The organism is Microbacterium sp. LMX7-1.2 (assembly GCF_040675935.1).
Lineage (GTDB): Bacteria > Actinomycetota > Actinomycetes > Actinomycetales > Microbacteriaceae > Microbacterium.
In genome coordinates this window covers 1,045,969-1,067,390 of record NZ_JBEGIL010000001.1, presented here as the reverse complement: position 1 = coordinate 1,067,390, position 21,422 = coordinate 1,045,969, and the positions used below count along the sequence as shown (strand labels likewise).

19 protein-coding genes are annotated in these 21,422 nt (G+C 68.7%); 15 read left to right on the top strand and 4 right to left on the bottom strand.

Annotation, left to right across the window (positions count from 1 at the left end; all coding sequences use genetic code 11):
• The first annotated feature begins 25 nt into the window (after positions 1-25).
• The 5 genes from MRBLMX7_RS05280 to MRBLMX7_RS05260 are packed head-to-tail and all read left to right on the top strand — an operon-like array spanning position 26 to position 4,975.
• Positions 26-949, top strand: a complete 924-nt coding sequence (locus MRBLMX7_RS05280; RefSeq protein ID WP_050721634.1) for a carbohydrate ABC transporter permease — start codon at positions 26-28, stop codon at positions 947-949.
• A 2-nt stretch (positions 950-951) separates the two neighbouring features.
• The gene (locus tag MRBLMX7_RS05275; RefSeq protein WP_050721633.1) at positions 952-1,815 is read left to right on the top strand and encodes a carbohydrate ABC transporter permease; all 864 of its coding nucleotides are present in this window, start codon (positions 952-954) and stop codon (positions 1,813-1,815) included.
• A gap of 46 nt (positions 1,816-1,861) precedes the next feature.
• Positions 1,862-2,725, top strand: a complete 864-nt coding sequence (locus MRBLMX7_RS05270) for a ketose-bisphosphate aldolase (protein ID WP_363366517.1) — start codon at positions 1,862-1,864, stop codon at positions 2,723-2,725.
• A gap of 28 nt (positions 2,726-2,753) precedes the next feature.
• Positions 2,754-4,001 (top strand): ADP-dependent glucokinase/phosphofructokinase, encoded by a 1,248-nt coding sequence (locus tag MRBLMX7_RS05265; RefSeq protein WP_363366516.1) that lies wholly within the window; start codon positions 2,754-2,756, stop codon positions 3,999-4,001.
• On the top strand, positions 3,998-4,975 hold the full coding sequence (locus MRBLMX7_RS05260) for a carbohydrate kinase (RefSeq protein ID WP_363366515.1): 978 nt from the start codon (positions 3,998-4,000) through the stop codon (positions 4,973-4,975). Before MRBLMX7_RS05265 ends, MRBLMX7_RS05260 begins: the two co-directional genes overlap by 4 nt.
• Positions 4,976-4,984: 9 nt before the next feature.
• Here MRBLMX7_RS05260 and MRBLMX7_RS05255 read toward each other — a convergent pair whose 3' ends face one another.
• Together MRBLMX7_RS05255 and MRBLMX7_RS05250 are read right to left on the bottom strand one after the other, a co-directional pair.
• On the bottom strand, positions 4,985-5,380 hold the full coding sequence (locus MRBLMX7_RS05255; protein WP_363366514.1) for a type II toxin-antitoxin system VapC family toxin: 396 nt from the start codon (positions 5,378-5,380) through the stop codon (positions 4,985-4,987).
• On the bottom strand, positions 5,377-5,649 hold the full coding sequence (locus tag MRBLMX7_RS05250; protein WP_363366513.1) for a type II toxin-antitoxin system Phd/YefM family antitoxin: 273 nt from the start codon (positions 5,647-5,649) through the stop codon (positions 5,377-5,379). The genes MRBLMX7_RS05255 and MRBLMX7_RS05250 overlap by 4 nt, the downstream gene beginning before the upstream one ends.
• A gap of 90 nt (positions 5,650-5,739) precedes the next feature.
• On the opposite strand from MRBLMX7_RS05250, the gene MRBLMX7_RS05245 reads away from it, so the two are divergent.
• The 5 genes from MRBLMX7_RS05245 (at position 5,740) to MRBLMX7_RS05225 (ending at position 10,747) form a co-directional block, all read left to right on the top strand.
• Positions 5,740-6,252: a DUF3817 domain-containing protein gene (locus MRBLMX7_RS05245; protein WP_050721628.1), complete on the top strand. Its 513-nt coding sequence runs from the start codon at positions 5,740-5,742 to the stop codon at positions 6,250-6,252.
• The gene (gene guaA / locus MRBLMX7_RS05240; RefSeq protein ID WP_363366512.1) at positions 6,249-7,835 is read left to right on the top strand and encodes a glutamine-hydrolyzing GMP synthase; all 1,587 of its coding nucleotides are present in this window, start codon (positions 6,249-6,251) and stop codon (positions 7,833-7,835) included. The genes MRBLMX7_RS05245 and guaA overlap by 4 nt, the downstream gene beginning before the upstream one ends.
• Positions 7,836-7,975: 140 nt before the next feature.
• Entirely contained in the window at positions 7,976-8,914 is a 939-nt protein-coding gene (locus tag MRBLMX7_RS05235) for an L-lactate dehydrogenase (RefSeq protein WP_363366511.1), read from the top strand.
• 113 nt (positions 8,915-9,027) lie between these two features.
• Positions 9,028-9,453 carry a YciI family protein gene (locus tag MRBLMX7_RS05230; RefSeq protein WP_363366510.1) on the top strand — a complete coding sequence of 142 codons (426 nt, stop codon included), beginning with the start codon at positions 9,028-9,030 and terminating at the stop codon, positions 9,451-9,453.
• A gap of 1 nt (position 9,454) precedes the next feature.
• Complete coding sequence (locus MRBLMX7_RS05225) at positions 9,455-10,747, top strand: RNA polymerase sigma factor (RefSeq protein ID WP_363366509.1); 1,293 nt, start codon at positions 9,455-9,457, stop codon at positions 10,745-10,747.
• Between the two features lie 60 nt (positions 10,748-10,807).
• On the opposite strand, the gene MRBLMX7_RS05220 is transcribed toward MRBLMX7_RS05225, so the two are convergent.
• Positions 10,808-11,080, bottom strand: a complete 273-nt coding sequence (locus tag MRBLMX7_RS05220; protein WP_050721623.1) for a GlsB/YeaQ/YmgE family stress response membrane protein — start codon at positions 11,078-11,080, stop codon at positions 10,808-10,810.
• Positions 11,081-11,238: 158 nt separating this feature from the next.
• Positions 11,239-12,165 (bottom strand): Bax inhibitor-1/YccA family protein, encoded by a 927-nt coding sequence (locus MRBLMX7_RS05215; RefSeq protein ID WP_363366508.1) that lies wholly within the window; start codon positions 12,163-12,165, stop codon positions 11,239-11,241.
• A gap of 87 nt (positions 12,166-12,252) precedes the next feature.
• On the opposite strand from MRBLMX7_RS05215, the gene MRBLMX7_RS05210 reads away from it, so the two are divergent.
• The 5 genes from MRBLMX7_RS05210 to ligD all read left to right on the top strand — a co-directional run bounded on the left by MRBLMX7_RS05210 (position 12,253) and on the right by ligD (position 21,349).
• Positions 12,253-13,239, top strand: a complete 987-nt coding sequence (locus tag MRBLMX7_RS05210) for a glycerophosphodiester phosphodiesterase family protein (protein ID WP_363366507.1) — start codon at positions 12,253-12,255, stop codon at positions 13,237-13,239.
• A 131-nt stretch (positions 13,240-13,370) separates the two neighbouring features.
• Entirely contained in the window at positions 13,371-16,466 is a 3,096-nt protein-coding gene (locus MRBLMX7_RS05205; RefSeq protein ID WP_363366506.1) for a lamin tail domain-containing protein, read from the top strand.
• Positions 16,467-16,564: 98 nt separating this feature from the next.
• Complete coding sequence (locus MRBLMX7_RS05200) at positions 16,565-19,018, top strand: ATP-dependent helicase (RefSeq protein WP_363366505.1); 2,454 nt, start codon at positions 16,565-16,567, stop codon at positions 19,016-19,018.
• 26 nt (positions 19,019-19,044) lie between these two features.
• Entirely contained in the window at positions 19,045-20,217 is a 1,173-nt protein-coding gene (locus MRBLMX7_RS05195) for an SseB family protein (RefSeq protein WP_363366504.1), read from the top strand.
• 64 nt (positions 20,218-20,281) lie between these two features.
• Positions 20,282-21,349: a non-homologous end-joining DNA ligase gene (ligD, locus tag MRBLMX7_RS05190; protein ID WP_363366503.1), complete on the top strand. Its 1,068-nt coding sequence runs from the start codon at positions 20,282-20,284 to the stop codon at positions 21,347-21,349.
• Positions 21,350-21,422 lie beyond the last annotated feature (73 nt).

The window sequence follows — 21,422 nt, the reverse complement described above, 5'->3', positions numbered from 1 at the left end:
GACCAACCAAGGAGCACCGGTTCCCATGAGCCTGAAACTGTCCGACGACACCGAGGTGATCGTCACGGGCGTCGCCCCCTCGCGGCGCCGCCGGCAGCTGCGCAAGACCACCGAGTCGTACGCGTTCCTGTCGCCCACGGTCATCCTGCTGTTCGTGCTGATGATCGTCCCGATCGTCATGGTGATCGGATACTCGTTCCAGGACAACGTGATCCTGAACAAGTCCCCCGAGTTCGTCGGGGTGGCCAACTACGTCGAGATCCTGTCGGACCCGGGCTTCTGGAAGGCCACCGGGAACACGATCCTCTTCACGGTGACGAGCGTCGCAGCGCACCTGGTGCTGGGTCTCGCCTTCGCGATGATGCTCAACAGCCCACTGCTCGGACGGTTCTCGCGCTCGATCTTCCGCGCGCTGTACGTGCTCCCGTGGCTGTTCACGGTCGCGGTGATCGCCGTGCTGTGGCGCATGCTGCTCGCCCCCAACGGGGTCGTCAACTTCTTGCTCAACACCGACATCGAGTGGCTGGCATCGCCGCAGCTCGCGCTCGGCACGATCATCTTCATCAACATCTGGGCGGGCTACCCGTTCTTCATGGTCAGCCTGCTCGCCGGCCTCCAGGGAGTGCCGGCAGACCTCCACGAGGCGGCCCGCGTCGACGGCGCGAACGCCGTGCAGCGCTTCTGGAACGTCACGATCCCGCAGCTGCGCCCCATCATCATCAGCCTGGTGCTGCTCGACCTGATCTGGACCTCGCAGCAGTTCGCGCTGATCTGGATGACCACGGGCGGTGGCCCGATCGACGTCACCGAGGTGCTCAGCACCTTCACCTACAAGCTCGCGTTCGCCAAGTACGACTTCTCGCTCGCTGCGACCTCTGCGGTGCTCGTGCTGCTGATGTCGATGGTGCTCGCCGTGTTCTACGTCCGCCACCAGAAAGCGAGGGACTGATCATGGCTCTCACCGTCGACTCCCGGCGTCGCGCCGCGCGCTCCACCCTGGTCGCCAAGTCCGGACTGATCCTCGCGCTGATCCTCGGCGCCGTGTTCGCGGCCGGTCCCGTGCTCTGGATGCTGTCGAGCTCGTTCAAGTCGAACACGCAGATCTTCGAGCTCCCGCCGCGCCTCATCACCGACACGTTCTCGTTCGACGCGTACGTCGCGATCTTCACGAACCCCGAGACGATGCGGTTCTTCCTGAACAGTTACGTCGTCGCGGGTTCCGTGACGATCCTCACGCTGCTCGTCGCGATCCAGGCGGCCTACGCCTTCAGCCGCTTCGAGTTCCGCGGCAAGCGCATCCTCAACGTCGTGATCGTGAGCGTGCAGGCGGTGCCGCCGATCACGCTGCTGATCCCGTACTTCGGGCTGATGGTCGCGCTGGGGCTGTACAACTCGTACCTCGGCCTCATCCTCACCTACATGGTGTTCACGCTGCCGTACGCGATCATCATGATGACCGGCTACTTCAACACGCTCCCGAAGGAGCTCGACGAGGCCGTGCGCGTCGACGGCGCCGGGTCCATGACGGCCCTCTGGCGCATCCTCGTGCCGATCTCGGTGCCGGGCATCGTCTCGGTCGGCATCTACACGTTCATGATCGCGTGGAACGAGTACCTGTTCGCGCTCACGCTGACGCGCTCGATCGACATGCGCACTGTACCTATCGGCATCCAGCTGCTCATGGGTCAGCACTCGTACGACTGGAACCAGATCATGGCGATGAGCGTGCTCGGCTCGATCCCCGTGCTCATCCTCTTCCTCTTCTTCCAGAGGTACTTCATCAGCGGTCTCACGGCGGGGTCCGTGAAGAGCTGACACCGTCCGCCCTCGACTTCACACCATCACGAAACAGGAGAAACACGTGCTCTACACCGGCAAATCCATCCTCGACGTCGCCAACGAGAACAACTTCGCCATCCCCGCATTCAACATCAGCGACTGGGCGATGTTCAACGGCGTCATCGACATCAGCGAGGAGCTGGACGCCCCCGTCATCATCGCCATCCACCCCGACGAGGTCTCGCACATCACGACCGATCTCATCGCCGCGATGCATTCGCGTGCGCACCGCGCCAGCGTCCCCGTCGCGATCCACTGGGACCACGGCGGCACCTACGAGCAGATCATCCAGGCGATCAAGGCGGGCTTCACCTCGGTCATGATCGACGCCTCGCTGCTGCCGTTCGACGAGAACGTCGCACTGACGCGCAAGGTCGTCGAGGCCGCGCACGCAGTGGGCATCCAGGTCGAGGGCGAGCTCGGGACGATCGGGGCGAACGACAGCTACGGCGAGTCGGGCGCGGCCGAGATCATCTACACGAACCCGGACGACGCGGTGCGCTTCGTGCAGGAGACCGGCGTGGACAGCCTCGCGATCGCGATCGGCACCTCGCACGGCCTGTACCCGAGCGACAAGAACCCGGAGCTGCGTCACGATCTGCTGGAGCAGATCAAGGCGGCGGTGGGGATTCCGCTCGTGCTGCACGGCGGCTCGTCGAACCCCGACTCGGAGCTGAGCCGCGCGGTCGAGCTGGGAGTGAACAAGATCAACATCTCGAGCGACATCAAGGTCTCGTACCACAACCGCATGCGCGAGGTCCTCGGCACCGATGAGCGTCTGCGCGAGCCGAACGCCATCCAGCCCGAGCCGATCGCTGCGATGAAGGTCACGGCGGCCGAGAAGATCCGGCTGTTCGGCGCCGACGGCAAGGCGTCGCTGTACTGAGCGGCGGACTCGGAGGATGATCGGCGGCGTGGACAGGAAACTCGTGCTCGGACTCGGCGGCACCGTCGACTACGAGCTGACGTGGGACTCGGCGGTCCTCGACAGGCTTGCGCACCTGCACGGGGTGCGGCGACACGAGCTCACGACCACGTCGCCGATCGTCGACGAGCGGTCGCTGCTCGTCGCGATCGTCGCGTTCCTCGCCTCGGGGTCCGGCGGAGAGCGCTTCGTCGTCTCGTCGGAGGTCGTCGAAGGGTTCGCGGCGCATTTCGAGCGGACCGTCACCCTGGGAGGGACGGGCGTGCGGGCCGGACTCGTGCTGGATGCCCTCGGGATCCCCAGCACGCAGCACCTGGTGAGCATCGACGACACGGTGCGGCGGTTGCTGCCCCCGGCTCTCTCGTACGTGTGCTCGGCGACGGAGGACACGCTCGACCCGCATCTCATCGTGCAATACCCTGTGGGTGCGCGGGTGCGGCTGATCGACGGGGATGTGCTGTCGCCCGCCGCCAACCGGCTGATCTTCGCGAACGACCCGCCGAACCGGGCGATGCTCCTGGCCTCCGGTCTCGGCGACGAGCTCGCGCAGGCCACGGCGTTCCTGGTTTCGGGGTTCAACACGATGCAGGACCACGACCTGCTCGAGCAGCGTCTCCGCACGCTGCACGAGGCGATGCGTCGGCTCCCCGACGACGCGCTGGTCTACTACGAGGACGCGGGTTTCTACTCGCGTCCGTTCGCGGAGACCGTTCGGCAGCGGATGCTGGAGCGGATCGACGTGTACGGCATGAACGAGGACGAGCTGCAGGAGTACCTCGGACGCGCTGTGAACCTGCTCGACCCGGCGGACGTGATCCGCGCACTGGAGGACGCCAGGGCGATCATCCCGGCAGCGGCGCTCGTCGTGCACACCCGCTACTGGGCGATCGCCGTCGGACCGGATGCCGCGCAGCACGGCACCGCGCTGGAGAGCGCCGTGAGGGTCGCCGCGACGCGGTACCGGGTGGGCGACCGACTCACGGCCTCGGACGTCGCCGAGACGGCGTCGATGCCCCGTCACCCGGGCGGTGAGGCCGTCGTCGCGGCCGTCGAGGGAGCGATCGACGGCGCGACGGGGATCGCCGCGTTCGCGCTCGACGTCGCGATGCCGACCACGATCGGCCTCGGCGACACGTTCGTGGGAGGGTTCCTCGCCGGTGCCACCCACCCCGAGGCCGTCCGATCGGATGCCGCCAGTCAGCGATCGGATGCCGCCAGACAGAAGGAGTCCGCATGAGGCCGCTGGCCCTGCCGTCGAACCGTCCACCCGAGCGCTTCTACCGCGGAGGTTCGCGCATCAGCGCCTTCCGGGGGGAGCTGCGGGACGCCCCTCGTGAGCCGGAGGACTGGATCGGATCGGTCACCACGGTCAGTGGCGACCCCGCGCTCGGACTCACGCATCTGCCCGATGGGACGCTGCTGCGCGACGCGGTCGCCGCGGACCCGGTCGCGTGGCTCGGCGCCGACCACGTCGATCGCTGGGGCGACGACACGCGGCTCCTCGTGAAGCTGCTCGACGCGGGGCAGCGGCTGCCGGTTCATGCGCATCCGCACGACGACTTCGCGGCGACTCATCTCGGTCGCGCGCACGGCAAGGCCGAGGCCTGGTACATCCTGCAGGGCGGAACCGTGCACGTGGGCCTGCGGGCGGACGTCGACGCGGCTGTACTCGCGGCGCTAGTGGAAAGCCAGGACGTCGCGGCGCTCCTGGGACTGCTGCACGAGATCGAGGTCGTCCCCGGTGACGTGGTGTGGGTCCCGCCGGGGGAGCTGCACGCGATCGGCGCCGGCATCCTCCTGCTCGAGCTGCAGCAGCCCGAAGACCTCTCGATCCTGCTCGAATGGCAGGACTTCGCGATCGACGGCCCCGCGCTCGGGCACCTCGGTCTCGGCTTCGACCTCGCGCTCGCCGCGGTGAACACGAGCGGCCGCTCCGTGGAGGACATGCGCGAACTCGTGCGCGCTGCCCCGGCATCCGGTTCGGCGTTCCCGCCCGCCGCCGACGGGTACTTCCGGCTCGAGCGGCTCCCGGTCGACGGCGATGCCGTTGTGGATGCCGGATTCGCGATCGTCGTGGTGAGCCGGGGAGAGCTCGTACTGGGGGAGGAGCAGGTGTCGGCGGGCATGACGTTGCTCGTGCCGCATGCGGCCGGCCCCCTCGCGGCGAGCGGCGCCGGCGAACTCCTCGTGGCCCGTCCGCCCGCGCCCTGACGATCCGTATCAGGCCCAGTCGGCGCAGGTGACCTCGGGGAAGTCCCGGATGCGCTGGTCAGCCGTCACGAGGATCAGTCCGTCGATCTGCGCCTGAGCCACCAGCATCCGATCGAAGGGGTCGCGATGCTCCCAATCGATTTCGCCTGCGGTTCTCATGTGAACGCCGGACAGGGGGAGCTCCTCCGCGAGCAGGGAGCGCAGGAGTGCGGTCCAGCGGGCGAGCACCTGTCCGCCGTGCTCGAGGCGACCGAGCCGGACCTTCTGCGAGATCTCGTAGCCGGTGGCCGCCGAGACGAATAAGGCCTCGGCCTCGACGAGGGAGTCGCGCAGGGCGCGGGGAACACGCTCGGGGTCGGTCGCGAGCCACAGAACGACGTGCGTGTCGAGGAGGTAGGCGCTCACCGGTCGTGCTCGCTCAGTGGATCCGCGGGGTGACCGTCTTCCCATTCCGCGAGTTCCGCCGAGCTCATGTCCTCGAGCAGGTGCTCGGCGCCGATCGGCGGGATCTCGGGGAGCAGCGGACTGTCGAGTCGCCGCCGGGGCGGCGATGCCGCGGTGATGCGCGCGATCGGGGTTCCGGCTCGGGCGATCACGATCTCCTCGCCGGTCTCGACGCGCCGGAGCAACTCGGAGAGCCGGGTTTTCGCATCCTGCACGTTCACGATGGTCATCCCATCACTCTATAGCTGGTCTGGTCACCTTGACCAGACCAGCTCTTCACCGCCTCAAGAGACTTCGGCGGCGCCGACTAGACTGAGGACATGCCCGAACCGAAAGTCGCCAGCTTTCCGGCGATCCGCGGTGCGCTGAAGTTCTACCAGATCGCGTCGATCATCACAGGAGTCATGCTGCTCCTGCTGCTGACCGAGATGGTGCTGAAGTACACGCCGATCCACCTCGAACTCTTCATGGGCGGCTCCGGCGGGCCGCTCTGGTTCGCAGGAGTCCTCGCCGGGCCGGACTGCCAGTGGTGGTCGCTCTTCGCCCCCATGACGAACTCCTGCGAGATGACCTCGCTCGGCGACGGGTTCAACCTCTCGCTGTTCATCCTCGTCGCGCACGGCTGGTTCTACGTCGTCTACCTGTTTGCCTGCTTCCGCATGTGGAGCCTGATGCGGTGGCCGTTCCCGCGCTTCATTCTGCTCGCCCTCGGCGGCGTCATCCCGCTGCTGTCGTTCTTCATGGAGGCCATCGTGGCTCGTGAAGTCAAGACCTATCTCGCCACACGGGAGGCCGCAGAGGCCTCCACTCCCGCCCCGGAAGGTGCCCGTTGACCGAACAGTCCGAGACCCAGCAGCGCCCCGCCCTCGTGGTCGACTTCGGCGCGCAGTACGCGCAGCTGATCGCCCGTCGCGTGCGCGAGGCCGGCGTCTACAGCGAGATCGTGCCGCACACGGCCACGGCCGCGGAGATCGCCGAGAAGAACCCCGTCGCGATCATCCTGTCGGGCGGACCGTCATCGGTCTACGAGGAGGGCGCTCCGCGCCTCGACCCCGCGGTGTTCGAGCTCGGCGTCCCGACCCTCGGCATCTGCTACGGCTTCCAGTACATGGCGCAGACGCTCGGCGGCGAGGTCGCGAACACGGGCCTGCGTGAGTACGGCGCGACGGATGCCGTCGTCTCGGGTGATGGCGGAACACTGCTCGGCGGTCAGCCGGCCGAGCAGAACGTGTGGATGAGCCACGGCGACCAGGTCGCGACGGCGCCCGCGGGCTTCGAGGTGCTCGCGACGACGAACGCCACCAAGGTCGCCGCCTTCGCAGATGAGCAGCGTCGCTTCTACGGCGTGCAGTGGCACCCCGAGGTCAAGCACTCGGACCACGGCCAGCGCGTGCTCGAGAACTTCCTGCACAAGGGCGCAGGTCTCGCGTCCGACTGGAACAGCGACAACGTGATCGCCGAGCAGGTCGAGCGCATCCGCGAGCAGGTCGGTGACGCGCGCGTCATCTCCGCTCTGTCGGGCGGAGTCGACTCCGCCGTCTCGACGGCCCTCGTGCACAAGGCGATCGGCGACCAGCTGACCGCCGTCTTCGTCGACCACGGCCTTCTCCGCAAGGGCGAGCGCGAGCAGGTCGAGAAGGACTACGTCGAGTCCACGGGCGTTCGTCTCATCACGGTCGACGCCGCCGACACGTTCCTCGGTCACCTCGAGGGGGTCACCGATCCCGAGGAGAAGCGCAAGATCATCGGCCGCGAGTTCATCCGCGCGTTCGAGAAGGTGCAGCTCGACCTCGTCGCCGAGGCCAAGGCCGACGGCGGAGCGCCGGTGAAGTTCCTCGTGCAGGGGACGCTGTACCCCGACGTCGTCGAGTCCGGCGGCGGTGCGGGCACCGCGAACATCAAGTCGCACCACAACGTGGGCGGTCTCCCCGACGACCTCGACTTCGAGCTCATCGAGCCGCTGCGCGCCCTCTTCAAGGACGAGGTGCGCGCGATCGGCCGCGAGCTCGGCATCCCCGAGGCGATCGTCGGCCGCCAGCCGTTCCCGGGGCCCGGCCTCGGCATCCGCATCATCGGCGAGGTCACGAAGGACCGGCTGGAGATCCTGCGCGAAGCCGATGCGATCGCGCGCGAGGAACTCACGAAGGCGGGGCTCGATCAGGAGATCTGGCAGTGCCCCGTCGTGCTGCTCGCCGACGTCCGCTCGGTCGGAGTTCAGGGCGACGGCCGCACCTACGGCCACCCGATCGTGCTGCGTCCTGTCTCGAGCGAGGACGCCATGACCGCCGATTGGACGCGTCTGCCGTACGACGTCCTGTCGAAGATCTCGAACCGCATCACCAACAGCGTCCGCGACGTCAACCGCGTCGTGCTGGACGTGACCTCCAAGCCGCCGGGGACCATCGAGTGGGAGTGACGGAGGAGCTCCCGCTCGACTGATGAGCGCTGGTGGCACTCGACCGCGCCAGCGGGCGAGTGGGAGTGAGTCGCTGAAAGGGCGCGGATCATCCGATCCGCGCCCTTTCGCGTACCCGCCGGAGTCGGCAGGATGGCCTCATGACCTCAGCGCGAACGAAGCTCACGGTGATCGGTGCAGGAAGCGTGGGGGTGAGCGTGGCCTACGCCGCGCTCATCCGCGGGAGTGCGGCCGAGGTCGCCCTCTACGACATCGCGACGGCGAAGGTGGATGCCGAGGTGCTCGACCTCGCACACGGCACGCAGTTCACCGCGGGGTCGGTGAGCGGCGGCTCCGACCTGTCGGTGGTCGAGGGGAGCGACGTCGTGGTCGTCACGGCCGGCGCCAAACAGCAGCCGGGGCAGACGCGCATGGAGCTGGCAAGCACGAACGCCCGATTGCTGGAGCGCCTGCTGCCGCAGCTGGTCGAACGCGCCCCCGAAGCCGTCTTCCTCATCGTCACGAACCCCGCCGACGTCATGACGGTCGTCGCGCAGCGGGTCACCGGACTCCCGCCGCACCGTGTGTTCGGCTCAGGAACGGTCCTCGACACCTCGCGTCTGCGGTGGCGCCTGGCGCACCGTGCACAGGTGAGCACCGCGAGCGTGCACGCGGACATCGTGGGGGAACACGGCGACACCGAGTTCCCCCTGTGGTCGAACGCGACGATCGGATCGGTGCCGATCCTCGACTGGCCCGCTGATGAGCCGTTCACGGCCGGAGAGCTCGACCGGATCGCGGTCGAGGTGCGGGATGCCGCCTACGCCGTGATCCAGGGCAAGGGCGCGACGAATCTCGCGATCGGTGTGAGCTGCGCGCGCATCGCCGAGGCGGTGCTGCGCGACGAACGCGCGGTGCTCCCGGTCGCGACCGTGCTGGCTGGCGAGTACGGCCTCCGTGGGGTGGCTCTGTCGGTGCCGTCGGTGGTGGGTGCCGCGGGCGCGATGCCACTCGGGGAGACGCCCATGAACGCGCATGAACTCGCGCTGCTGAGGGCCTCCGCCGATGCGATCCGCACGGCCGTGGACGCCCTCGACTGAGCTCTCGAGAAAGAATCTCGAAAAAGTTCAGCGCGATGTCGATCCGCGTCGTTCCCGTTCGACGTCTTCAATGAGAGGGTCGATTCACGGCCCCACCGAACAGGAGAAACATCATGAAGTACATGCTGATCATGCGCGCGACCGACGAGGCCGTCGAGGCGTACAAGGACATGCCGTTCGAGCAGGTCATCGAGGCGATGGGGAAGTACAACGAGTCGATGATCAAGGCCGGCGTGCTCGCGGCGGGCGAGGGCCTGACGGATGCCGCCGAGGGCTTCGTCGTCGACTTCAGCGCCGAGACCCCGCTCATCACCGACGGCCCCTACGGCGAGACCAAGGAGCTGTTCAACGGCTTCTGGATCCTCGAGGTCTCGAGCCGTGAGGAGGCCGCCGAGTGGGCGAGCCGCGCACCGCTCACCGCGGGCAACTTCCTCGAGGTGCGCCGCGTGACGGACATGTCCGACTTCCCGGCCGACAACGAATGGATCCAGAAGGAAGAGGGCTGGCGCGAGGAGCAGGCGCAGCGCGCCCAGCAGTGAGATGACCGACTCACCCGACCGCGAGACGGCGCGTTCCGCCCCCGACGGGGGAGCGGCGGAGCGCGCCGTCGCCGCCGTGTGGCGTATCGAGTCGGCGAAGATCGTCGCGACGCTCACCCGCATGGTGGGCGACTTCGGACTCGCGGAGGACCTCGCGCAGGAGGCGCTTCTCGACGCCCTGCGCCAGTGGCCCGAGGAGGGCGTCCCGCGCAACGGTGCGGCCTGGCTCACCGCGGTGGCGAAGCGCAAGGCCGTCGACGGCTGGCGACGACGGGAACGCCTGGACGACCGGATCGCCGTGATCGCGCACGACCTCGAGCGCGGGCAGGACGAGGCGGCTGACGCGCTGCCCTGGGACCCGGATGCCGTCGACGACGACGTGCTGCGCCTGATCTTCATCTCGTGCCACCCCGTGCTGTCGCGAGAGGCGCAGGTCGCGCTCACGCTGCGCGTCGTCGGTGGTCTGTCGAGCGAGGAGATCGCCCGGGCGTTCCTCGTGCCGACGGCCACGGTGCAGCAGCGCATAGTCCGGGCGAAGAAGACGCTCGCCGCCGCGCACGTGCCCTTCAAGATGCCGCCGCGCGAGGAGCACGCGGAGCGTTTGGGGGCGATCCTCGGAGTCCTGTACCTGATCTTCAACGAGGGCCATGCGGCGTCCAGCGGGAGCGATTGGATGCGCCCCGAGCTCGGCGTCGAGGCGATCCGGCTCACGCGAGTGCTTGCGGCCCTCATGCCGACCGAGCGCGACGTGCACAGCCTGTTGGCGCTCATGGAGCTCACCGCGGCGCGGTTCCCTGCCAGGGTCGATGCGAACGGCGATCCCGTGCTGCTCGCCGATCAGGATCGGCGGCGCTGGGATCGTGGCCGCATCGCGCGGGGCAGAGCGGCCCTTGCGACGGCCGATGCGCGGGGCACGGGGCGTGGCGCCTATGGACTGCAGGCCGCGATCGCAGAGTGCCACGCGGTCGCACCCTCGGTGGAGGAGACCGACTGGGACCGCATCGTGCTGCTGTACGAGGCGCTGGGTCGCCTCTCGCCTTCGCCCGTGGTGGAACTGAACAGGGCGGCTGCCGTGGCGATGGCCACGCGTCCGGCATCCGCTCTCCGCATCATCGATCAGCTCTCTGCCTCGGGCGCGCTGCGCGGCTACCACCTGCTGCCGGCGACGCGGGGTGAGCTGCTGCTGCGGTTGGGGCGGGTCGACGAGGCGCGTAGCGAGTTCGCGACCGCTGCGTCGCTGGCCGGAAACGACCGGGAGCGCGCATTGCTGGACGCCAAGGCCGCTGGCCTCTGAACAGGAGGAAGCCCCCTCGGCGATGCGCCGAGGGGGCTTCTCTGCTGTGTTGCGCCGAGGTCAGGCGCGCGACTTGCTGCCGCGCCCCACGATCAGGCCGTAGATCAGCAGGACGATGATCGAACCGCCGATCGCGAGCAGCCAGGTGCCCAGGTCCCAGAACTCCGTGAGCGGACGGTTGAGGATCAGACTGCCGAGCCAGCCGCCGAGCAGAGCGCCGACGACGCCGAGCAGCAGGGTCACGAACCAGCCGCCGCCCTGCTTGCCGGGGAGGATCAGCTTGGCGATGGCCCCGGCGATGAGGCCGAGAAGAAGAAAGCCGAGAAAACTCATGGTCAGCTCCTATAAATCGGGAGCCCCGGGGTGCCGGGGCTTCTTGCCGTCCATTGTGCTCTCCCAGCGTTCTTTCAGCCAACCCCTTGCGACAAGCCCTCCGTGTATGGCAAAAGCCCGCCTCCCCGAAGGGAGGCGGGCTTCATCGAGGGGTGCGGTCAGTTGTTGCCGCGGACGATCGCGATGATGCGCAGGATCTCGACGTAGAGCCAGACGACCGTGACCATGATGCCGAAGGCACCGAGCCAGCCGTACTTGCGGGGAGCGCCGTTGCGGACGCCCTGCTGGATCTGGTCGAAGTCGAGCACGAGCGAGTACGCCGCCATGATGACGACGAGGACGCCGATGATGAGTCCGAGCGGGATGCCGAAGATCTCAGCGCTGTACAGGCCGAATGCCTGGCCCTGGGGGAGCACACCCGTCCACATGAGGATGAGGTTGAGTACGGAGAAGACGAGGTAGCCGACCATGGCGATCATGAAGATCTTGGTGGCCTTCTTGGAGGCGCGGATCTTGCCGCTCGCGAACAGGGCGAGCGTCACGCCGACGACCGACACGGTCGCGAGCGTCGCCTGCATGACGATGCCGGGCCACAGGACCTCGAAGAAGGCCGAGATGCCACCGATGAACAGACCCTCGAACGCGGCGTAGGCGAAGATCAGCGCGGGGCGGACCTTCTTGCGCGACGTGAAGGTGATGACCATCGCGAGCACGAAGCCACCGAGTGCTCCGACGATCCAGGGCAGCATGTTCGGCTGGAAGCGGTCGTACGGGTTCAACTCGGGGGCGGCGACGCCGCCGAGTGTGAAGACCCAGCCGATGGCCGCGGTGACGAGGAGGATGCCGAACAGGCCGGCCGTCTTCCAGACCGTGTCCTCGACCGACATGCGGTCGGTCTCGAGAGCGCCGGCCGGGGGAGCGGCGTACATGCCCTCCAGCTGGGCGTTAGCGGCGGCATCCATCGTGCCGTGCTGGAACGAGGCGGCCTGTGCACCCTGAGCGCCCTGCGGCGCCCCGGGGTAGGTCGCGACGTTACGCGGATCCTGCTGCTGGAACGCCGGATTGTTGAAAGCGAAGTTGCTCATGGTGGGCCTCACTCCAAAGGGGTTGTAGGTCGCTTTCCTCCACGATACCCGTACGGGCGTGTCGCGCGGGTGTCTTACGCTGTGAGCGTGCCAAGGAAATCCCCCCTCGTCATCGGGCACCGCGGTGCGCCCGGCTACCGTCCGGAGCACACGCGCTCCTCGTACGAGCTCGCTCTCGCGATGGGGGTGGATGCCGTCGAACCCGACGTCGTGGCGACGAAGGACGGCGTGCTCGTCGTCCGCCACGAGAACGAGATCTCCGGCACGACCGACGTCGCCACGCGATTCGAGTTCGCGGACCGCAAGACGACCAAGCGCGTGGACGGTCAGGCGCTGACCGGCTGGTTTACCGAGGACTTCACGTGGGAGGAGCTGTCGACCCTGCGCAGCCGAGAGCGCCTGCCCGAAGTGCGTCTGTCGAGCGCGAGCTTCGACGGCGGGCAGGGCATCCTCCGGCTGATCGACGCGCTCGACATCGTGCGCGAGGCCTCCGCCGAGCACGGACGCGAGCTCGGCGTCGTGCTCGAGGTCAAGCACGCGACCTACTTCGAGAGCATCGGACTCCCGCTCGCGCCGCTCATCGAGCGCGACCTGCGCGCGTCCGGCTGGGCAGCCGGCGAGCTGCCGCTCGTGATCGAGTCGTTCGAGTCGACCGTGCTCGGGCAGCTCCGCGAACGCGGGATCTCCGCCTCGTACATCTACCTGATCGAGGCGGGCGGCCGCCCCTACGATCTGTTCGCCGCCCACGGCACTCGGGCGCGGACATACAGGGCGACGGTCGAGCCGAAGGGTCTGGACGACCTCGTCGGATCGGTCGACGGCATCAGCGTCGACAAGAAGATGCTCCTGGCGCGGGGCAACACGATCGTCACGGACGCGCACGCGCGGGGCCTGAAGGTCTTCACGTGGACGTGCCGACCAGAGAACCGCTTCCTCGCGAAAGAGTTCCGCGGTGCCGGTGGTGCGGAGGCCTACGGCGACTACGAGGCCGAGTGGGGTGTGATCGCCCGCGCCGGCGTCGACGGCGTCTTCGTCGACCACCCCGACCTGGGCGTCGCGTTCTTCCGAGGCTGAGCGTCGGATTCGCCGGGCGATCGGGCGAACGGCCACGGCGCGTTCACCCGCCGTCCACTCTCACGTCCCCGCGCGGCCATGCGCGATCGGTGGTCTGAGGGCACACCCGTCTGCATCCCCTCAGGAGATCCATGTCCCGCCTGCGTTCTGCGGCGGCGGTCACGGCGGTGTGCGCCCTCAGCGCCGCCGCACTGCTCGCCGTGCCCCTCTCAGCCACCGGAGCCGAATCCGGCATCCGCATCAACGAGGTCGAGTCCGACGGGGGAGCCCCCGGCGACTGGATCGAGTTCCTCAACACATCCGTGGACGCGGTCGATCTCAGCGGCTTCGTCGTGAAGGACGACAAGGACGACAGCTCGTACGTCTTCCCCGAGGGGACGATCGTGCAGCCCGGCGCCTACCTCGTGATCGACCAGCTCGACGGCGACACCGGCGCCGGTCAGTTCGACTTCGGCCTCGGCAAGGACGACCAGGTGCGCCTGTTCGACACGAACGGCGCGATCATCGATGAGACCAGCTGGACCGGTCACGCCGTCGCGACCTGGGGTGCGCGCGACGTCGACGGCGCCGTCGAATGGGCCGCGACCGCGGAGTCGACCAGAGGCGCGGCGAACGTCTTCCCCTCGAACGAGCCCGTCAGCGGGTCGATCGTCATCAACGAGGTGGACTCGCAGCCCGCCGACTGGGTCGAGTTCTACAACCCGGGCGACGAGCCCCTCGACATCTCGGGCTACGAGATCCGCGACAACTCCGACGACCACCGCTGGCGGTTCCTCGCCGGCACGTCGATCGCGCCCGGCCAGTTCCTCGTCGTGGACGAGTCGTCCATCGGCCTGGTCGGCGGCGTCGAGGCGCCGTTCCGGGAGCCGATCGGGATCGGCAGCGCCGACCGCATCCGTCTCTATGACGCCACGGGCACGATGATCGACGACACGCTGCCGTGGGCCGGCCACGCCGCTATCGACGGCGACTTCGCCGCCGCCACCCTCGCACGCTGCCCCGACGGCCAGGGTGTCTTCGCCCTCGCCCACGCGACGCCGGGAGCGGCGAACTCCTGCGTCGTCCCCGACGTCGTGATCAACGAGATCGAGTCCAACGGCGACGACACCGACTGGATCGAGGTACTCAACGCCGGCACCACGCCCATCGATATGACCGGCTGGAGCGTGATGGACGACGACCCGGTCGGTCACGCCGACGAGACGACTCCGCTGCCCGCGGGCACGGTCCTCCAACCAGGCGCGTACTTCGTGTTCGATCAGCACGTGAACTTCGTCTTCGGCCTGGGCGGCGGCGACACCGTGACGCTGCGCGATGCGAACGGCAACACGGTCGACCAGCATGTCTACGCCGCGCATGCGGCCGGCGTGCTGGCCCGCTGCCCCGACGGCACCGGCGACTTCCTCGACATCGCGACGTCCACCAAGGGCCTGCGCAACGCGTGCGGCAACCCGGTGCGCATCAACGAGGTCGAGTCCGATGGCGGGACGCCCGGCGACTGGGTCGAGCTCGTGAATCCGACGGATGCCGTGCTCGACGTCTCGGGCATCGTCGTGAAGGACGATGACGACACGCACGTGTACACGATCCCTGAGGGCTCCGCGATCGCCGCGGGCGGCTACCTCGTGATCGAGGGCGCCGACCTCGGCTTCGGACTCGGCGGGGGCGACGCGGTGCGCGTGTTCGACGGCGACCTGCTCGTCGACTCCACGGCGTGGGGCGAGGGGCACGCAGCGACCACGTGGGGTCGCTGCCCCGACACGACGGGCGTCTTCGCCGTGACGGAGAAGTCGACGAAGGGCGAGCCCAACGTGTGCGCCGGCGAGACCCCGGTGTCGGTGTGGCCCGGCTCCGCCGAGGTGCGCGTGCTCGACTCGGCTCCGACCTTCCTGGAGGACAGCTCGGGTCTCGACGTGCAGGAGACCGCCGAGGGGACGTTCCTCTGGGCCGTCGACAACGGCGAGGGTCGTATCTGGAAGGTCGAGGCGCACGCCGACGGCTCGTTCTCGACGATCACGGGCTGGGAAGCGGGCAAGCGCGTCCGCTTCCAGATGGACGCGGCGAACCCGTCCGCAGCAGGGCCTGACACCGAGGGCATCACGGTCGACGGCGACGGCTTCGTGTACGTCGCCTCCGAGCGCGACAACAGCGCCAAGGGCGTGAACCTCAACACCGTGCTGAAGGTCGATCCCGAGGCGGCGGCAGGCGACCTGGTCGCCCAGCGGGAGTGGGACCTCACCTCGCTGCTGCCCGCTGTCGGCGCGAACCTCGGCATGGAGGCCGTGCAGTGGGTGCCGGACTCGGCGCTCGACGGCAGGCTGTTCGACAAGAACACCGGTGCCGCCTACGACTCCGCGGATTACACGGGACACGGCGACGGCCTGTTCTTCGTCGCCGTCGAGGACAATGGCCACGTCTACGCGTTCGCGCTCGGCGCCGACGGCTCGGCGACGCTCGTGTCGGAGATCGCGCCCGGTCTCGCGGGCGTCATGGCGCTCGACTACGACAGCGTGCTCGGCGTGCTGTGGGCCGTGTGCGACGACGGCTGCCAGGGACGCTCGGCCCAGATCACCCTGAACGGCACCGACGAGCCCGGGATCGCGCACTTCGCTCGCCCCGCCGGGATGCCCGACATCAACAACGAGGGTTTTGCCACGGCGCCGGCCTCGCTTGCGGTGGACGGCCAGCGCCCGGTGTGGTGGTTCGCCGACGGCTACGCCAGCGAGGCGCTGCGCACCGGGACGCTTCCCACGACCACGGGCGGTAACCCGGGAGGCGAGAACCCCGGGACGGGTCCCGGGACGGGCCCCGGTCCGACGCCGCCGCTGCCCGGCTCGGCTCTGACGGACGACAACCGCAACGGCGTGACCGTGAACCCGAGCGTCGCGGGTCGCGGCGATCGCGTCACGGTCTCCCTCGGCGCCGACCGCGCCGGGGAGGGCATCGCCGTCTGGATGTACTCCGACCCGGTGCTGCTCGCGAGCGGCACAGCCTCGGCCGCCGGGACGTTCACGGTCACCATCCCGATGGATGCGCCGCTCGGTGCGCACCGGATCGCGATCTACACCGCATCCGGCGAGCTCGTGGGCTGGGCGGACATCCGCATCACGGCGGGCGGCGTGCTCGCCGCGACGGGCGCCGAGATGCCGGTGGTCGGCATCCTGCTCGCGATCGCGCTGCTGGTGGCGGGTGCTGCCGCCGTGCGCCGTCGCTACCAGTCCGCCTAGGTCGCGCGACACGGGATGGGCGGGGCGCATAGGCGTCCCGCCCATCCCGTCCCCGCCGAGCCGCCGGTGTCGGTGCCGCCGCCTAGACTCTTAAGGTCATGACAGAAGCCCCGCTCATCGTCCCCGGATCCGTCGGCCCGCGCTCCTCGGGAGCCGAGGGCCAGGACGACCTCCTGGCCGGCCTCAACCCCCAGCAGCTCGAGGCCGTGACCTATCGCGGTCCTGCTCTGCTCATCGTCGCGGGCGCGGGGTCGGGCAAGACCAGTGTGCTCACGCGGCGCATCGCCTCGCTGCTCCGCTCGCGCGAGGCGTGGCCGAGTCAGATCCTCGCGATCACCTTCACGAACAAGGCCGCGGGCGAGATGCGCGAACGCGTCGAGGGGATCATCGGCGACGCGGCGCGCGGCATGTGGATCTCGACCTTCCACTCGGCGTGCGTGCGGATCCTCCGCCGCGAGGCCCAGCAGTTCGGGTTCACGAAGTCGTTCACGATCTACGACTCGGGAGACTCGCGTGCACTCATCAAGCGCCTCGTCAAGGAGCACGAGGCCGACGCCTACGGTCTGACGCCCGCATCCGTGCAGGGCCGCATCTCCAAGCTCAAGAACGAGCTGTCGGATGCCGAGGCCTACGCGCGCCAGGCGAACATGAGCGACCCCGCCGAGCGGATCTTCGTGGAGCTGTTCACCGACTACCAGCGACAGCTGCAGAAGGCGAACGCCTTCGACTTCGACGACCTGATCGGGCAGACGGTCTACCTGTTCCGGGCGTTCCCGCAGGTCGCCGACACGTACCGCCGCCGCTTCCGGCACATCCTCGTCGACGAGTACCAGGACACGAACCATGCGCAGTACGCCCTGATCCACGAGCTCACGCGACCGGTCTCCGGCGATGCGCCCGACCCGTATGCCTCGAACGGCATGATGATCTTCGAACCGGAGACGACACCGGAGCTCGAGGGTGCCTCGCTTACGGTCGTCGGCGACTCCGACCAGTCCATCTACGCGTTCCGCGGCGCGGACATCCGCAACATCAGCGAGTTCGAGCGCGACTTCCCGGGAGCGCGCGTCGTTCTCCTGGAGCAGAACTACCGTTCGACGCAGAACATCCTGTCGGCGGCGAACTCCGTGATCGGCAACAACTTCGACCGCAAGGACAAGAAGCTCTGGAGCGACAAGGGCGACGGCGACAAGATCATCGGCTTCACGGGGTACTCGCAGCACGACGAGGCCCAGTTCGTCGCCGACGAGGTCGAGGCGCTGAGGCGCGCAGGAATGCCCTACGCCGAGATGGCCGTGTTCTACCGCACGAACTCGCAGTCCCGTGCACTGGAGGAGATCTTCATCCGCTCCGCCGTGCCGTACAAGATCATGGGCGGCACGAAGTTCTACGAGCGTGCCGAGATCAAGGACGCACTGGCCTACCTGGTCGCGGTCGCGAACCCCGCCGACGAGATGGCGGTCCGCCGCATCCTCAACAAGCCTCGTCGCGGCATCGGCGACGTCACCGAGACCGCGATCGCCCGGTTCGCAGAGGACCATGACATCACCTTTCGGCAGGCTCTCTCGGTACCGGGACAGCTCGGCGTCGGTCCGAAGATCCAGGCGGGGATCGCGCAGCTCGACGCGACCCTGGCAGAGGCCACCGAGATCATGCTGCCCGCGTCCGGCGAGGTCCCCCCTCCCACCTCTGTCGCCGACGGTCTCAGCGTGCTGCTGTCGAAGAGCGGCTACCTGGACGCGCTCCGCGCGAGCCGCGACCCCCAGGACGAGGCGCGTGTCGAGAACCTCGACGAGTTCGTCGCCGTCGCGCGCGATTTCGCACGCAACAACCCGGAGGGCACGATCGTCGACTTCCTCACGGAGGTCGCTCTGGTGTCGGATGCCGACGACCTCGACGACGAGTCCGGCACGGTGTCGCTCATGACGATGCACACGGCCAAGGGGCTCGAGTACGACGCGGTGTTCGTGACCGGCGTCGAGGAGGACCTCATCCCGCATCGGATCTCGGCGGGGGAGCCCGGCGGACCGCAGGAGGAGCGCCGGCTGTTCTACGTCGGCATCACCCGTGCGCGCAAGCGCCTGCACCTGTCGCTCGCGATGACCCGCGCGCAGTTCGGCGAGGTCTCGGTCGCGATGCCCAGTCGCTTCCTGCAGGAGATCCCGGCAGGACTCATCGACTGGCGCCAGTCGCCGGGGGACGTGAACTCCCGCGGCGGTATGCAGTCCCGCGCGTTGAACGCTCGCCGGGCGGGAGGCTTCGGAGGGAACGGCTCGAACGACCGCTTCGGCGTCAAGCCGCTGCCCGGCCGCGATTCCCTGAAGCCGCTGTCGACCGCGATGGACAAGTTCCCGAACCGCGTGACCGCGAAGATGCGCGACAACGGCGATCTCGAGCTGGCCGCCGGCGATCGCATCCGGCACGCCGACTTCGGCGAGGGGCGGGTCGACGCGGTCACGGGCGAGGGTGCCAAGCGCATCGCGCACGTGCGGTTCGACTCCGCCGGGCAGAAGAAGCTGTTGATCAAGGTCGCGCCGATCGAGAAGATCTAGAGGATCCGCGGGTTAGGGTGATTGATATGGCCCTGTTCTCCCGCCGCAAGAAGTCCGCTGACGACGTCGTCGCCGACCGGAACGAGACGGACGCGACCGGATCCGCCGAGGCATCGGCCGAGTCCGAAGTCCCCGCGGAGTCGCCTGAGGCTGCCGGGACGTCCGAAGCCGTCGAGCCGGTCGAGGCCGCCCCGGCCATCGGTATCTCGGTGCAGGCGTTCCGGGGGGTCGGCGCGCAGGCGGGCCCCGCGGTCTCGCTCCCGGCGGACGAGCCCGCCACCTCCACCGGCACGTTCGGCGTCTCCGGCGCCCCCGCGGCCCCCGTATCGACCGCCCCGGTCGTCGAGGCGGCGCCCGAGCGGCGTCTCCCGCTCGCGTCCCCGCTGCCGCCCGAGCAGACCGAGACCGTCGCGGGAATGAAGGACAACGTGCTGCTCCGCGAGGCCCTCGCGGAGATCGAACAGGGTGCCTCGAACGAGCAGCTCCTCGGTGTGCTTCGCCAGGCCCTGCAGGGCCACCTCTACATCCGCGTGAACGGCGATGCGCGTGCGCAGATCAGCGAGGGCAAGCCGCTCTCGGTCGCTGTCGTCCGCGACGGTGAGCGTCAGTTCATGCTCGCGTTCAGCTCGGCCGCGGCCGTCCGCGACTCCGTGCAGCTCGAGAAGGATCCGACCGCGACCTCGGCGGTCGCTCAACCGGTGACCTCAGTGCTGCAGCAGGTCGTCGTCGGCGACTTCGCCGGGCTGATCGTCGACAACGCCTCGGCCCCGCACCGCGTGGTCTTCCCGACCGAGCTGCTCGAGAAGACCCTGGAGCAGGCCGACGTGGAGATGACGGTCAAGTCGATCCTCGCGACGCCCCGCTCGCAGGACACCGCGGTCAGGGTGGGCGAGGCGCTCGCGAGCAAGCGCATGTGGGTGGCGGTGAACGAGGGTGCGGGCACGGGGCAGCCGGGCATCGCCGAGGCGCAGACCACGGACGGTCGGCGCTTCCTGCAGCTGTTCTCGCATCCCCTCGAGGTCATCGCCCTGGGTCGTGGCGACCGCCCGCTGCCGTTCGATCCCGAGCAGCTCGCCAAGCTCCTGTCGAGTCACTCGGAGATGGCCGGCGTGATCATCGATTCCGCCGGTCCGACACTCGTCGTCGAGCGTGAGGCGCTCGCCCCGGTGCTCGTGCTCGCTGTCGATCTCGGCGACTGAGAGCCCCCACCCCGCGCGCGCTGCGGGGCTACCGTGGGTCGCACCTGACCCCTAGGGTCGGAGCATGGCCTCCGAACGCGTGACCCTGACCGTCACCGACTCCGATGGCGACCGCGAGGTCGTGCTGTCGAGTCCGAACAAGCTGGTGTGGCCCGACGCCGGCATCACCAAGGCCGAGCTCGCGGAGTACTTCCAGATCGTGAGCGGGCCGTTCCTCGCGGCCAACGGCAACCGCCCTGTGTCGCTGGAGCGCTTCCGCGACGGTGTCGGCTCGGCAGGATCACGTCCGGACGGCTTCTTCTCCAAGAACCCGCCCAAGGGCACCCCCGAGTTCGTGGATGCCGTGACCGTGACGTACAACAGCGGGCGACGGCATCCGCAGATCGTGCTGAACCGTCCGAGCGCGATCGTCTGGGCTGCGCAGATGAACACGATCGTCTTCCACCCCTGGGCGTCTCTCGCGACCGATCCCGACAACCCCGTCGAGCTCCGCATCGACCTCGACCCGCAGCCGGGCACCACCTTCGCGGATGCCGTGACGGCGGCGCACACGCTGCGCGAGGTGCTCCGTGAGGCGGGACTCGAGGCTTTCGCGAAGACGAGCGGCAATCGCGGACTGCATGTGTTCGCGCCGATCCTCCCGGAGCACGAGTTCCTCGACGTGCGGCACGCGGTGATCGCCGCGGGTCGTGAGCTGGAGCGCCGGATGCCCGAGCAGGTGACGATGAACTGGTGGAAGGAGGAGCGCGGCGAGCGCATCTTCATCGACTTCAACCAGGCGAACCGCGACCGCACGATGGCGGGTGCGTACAGCCCGCGCGCGCTCCCGCGTGCCACGGTCTCGACTCCCGTGCACTGGGAGGAGCTCGACGGCCTCGACCCGGCGGCGTTCACGGTGCGCAGCATCCCCGCGCGGCTGGAGGACGTCGGCGACCCGTGGGCGGACATGCAGGCGAACCCGGGTCGCATCGACACGCTGCTGGACTGGTGGGAGCGCGATGTCGCCGACGGCCTGGGCGAGCTGTCCTTCCCGCCGGAGTTCCCGAAGATGCCGGGGGAGCCCCCGCGCGTGCAGCCGAGTAAAAAGGTCGCGGCGCATTGGGACGAGAACGGCGACCCCGTCGACGCCTGATCCCCACCCCGACCCGTCTATTTCTGCAATATGGCGCAAACGCCTCGTCTACTTGTGCCATATGGCAGAAACA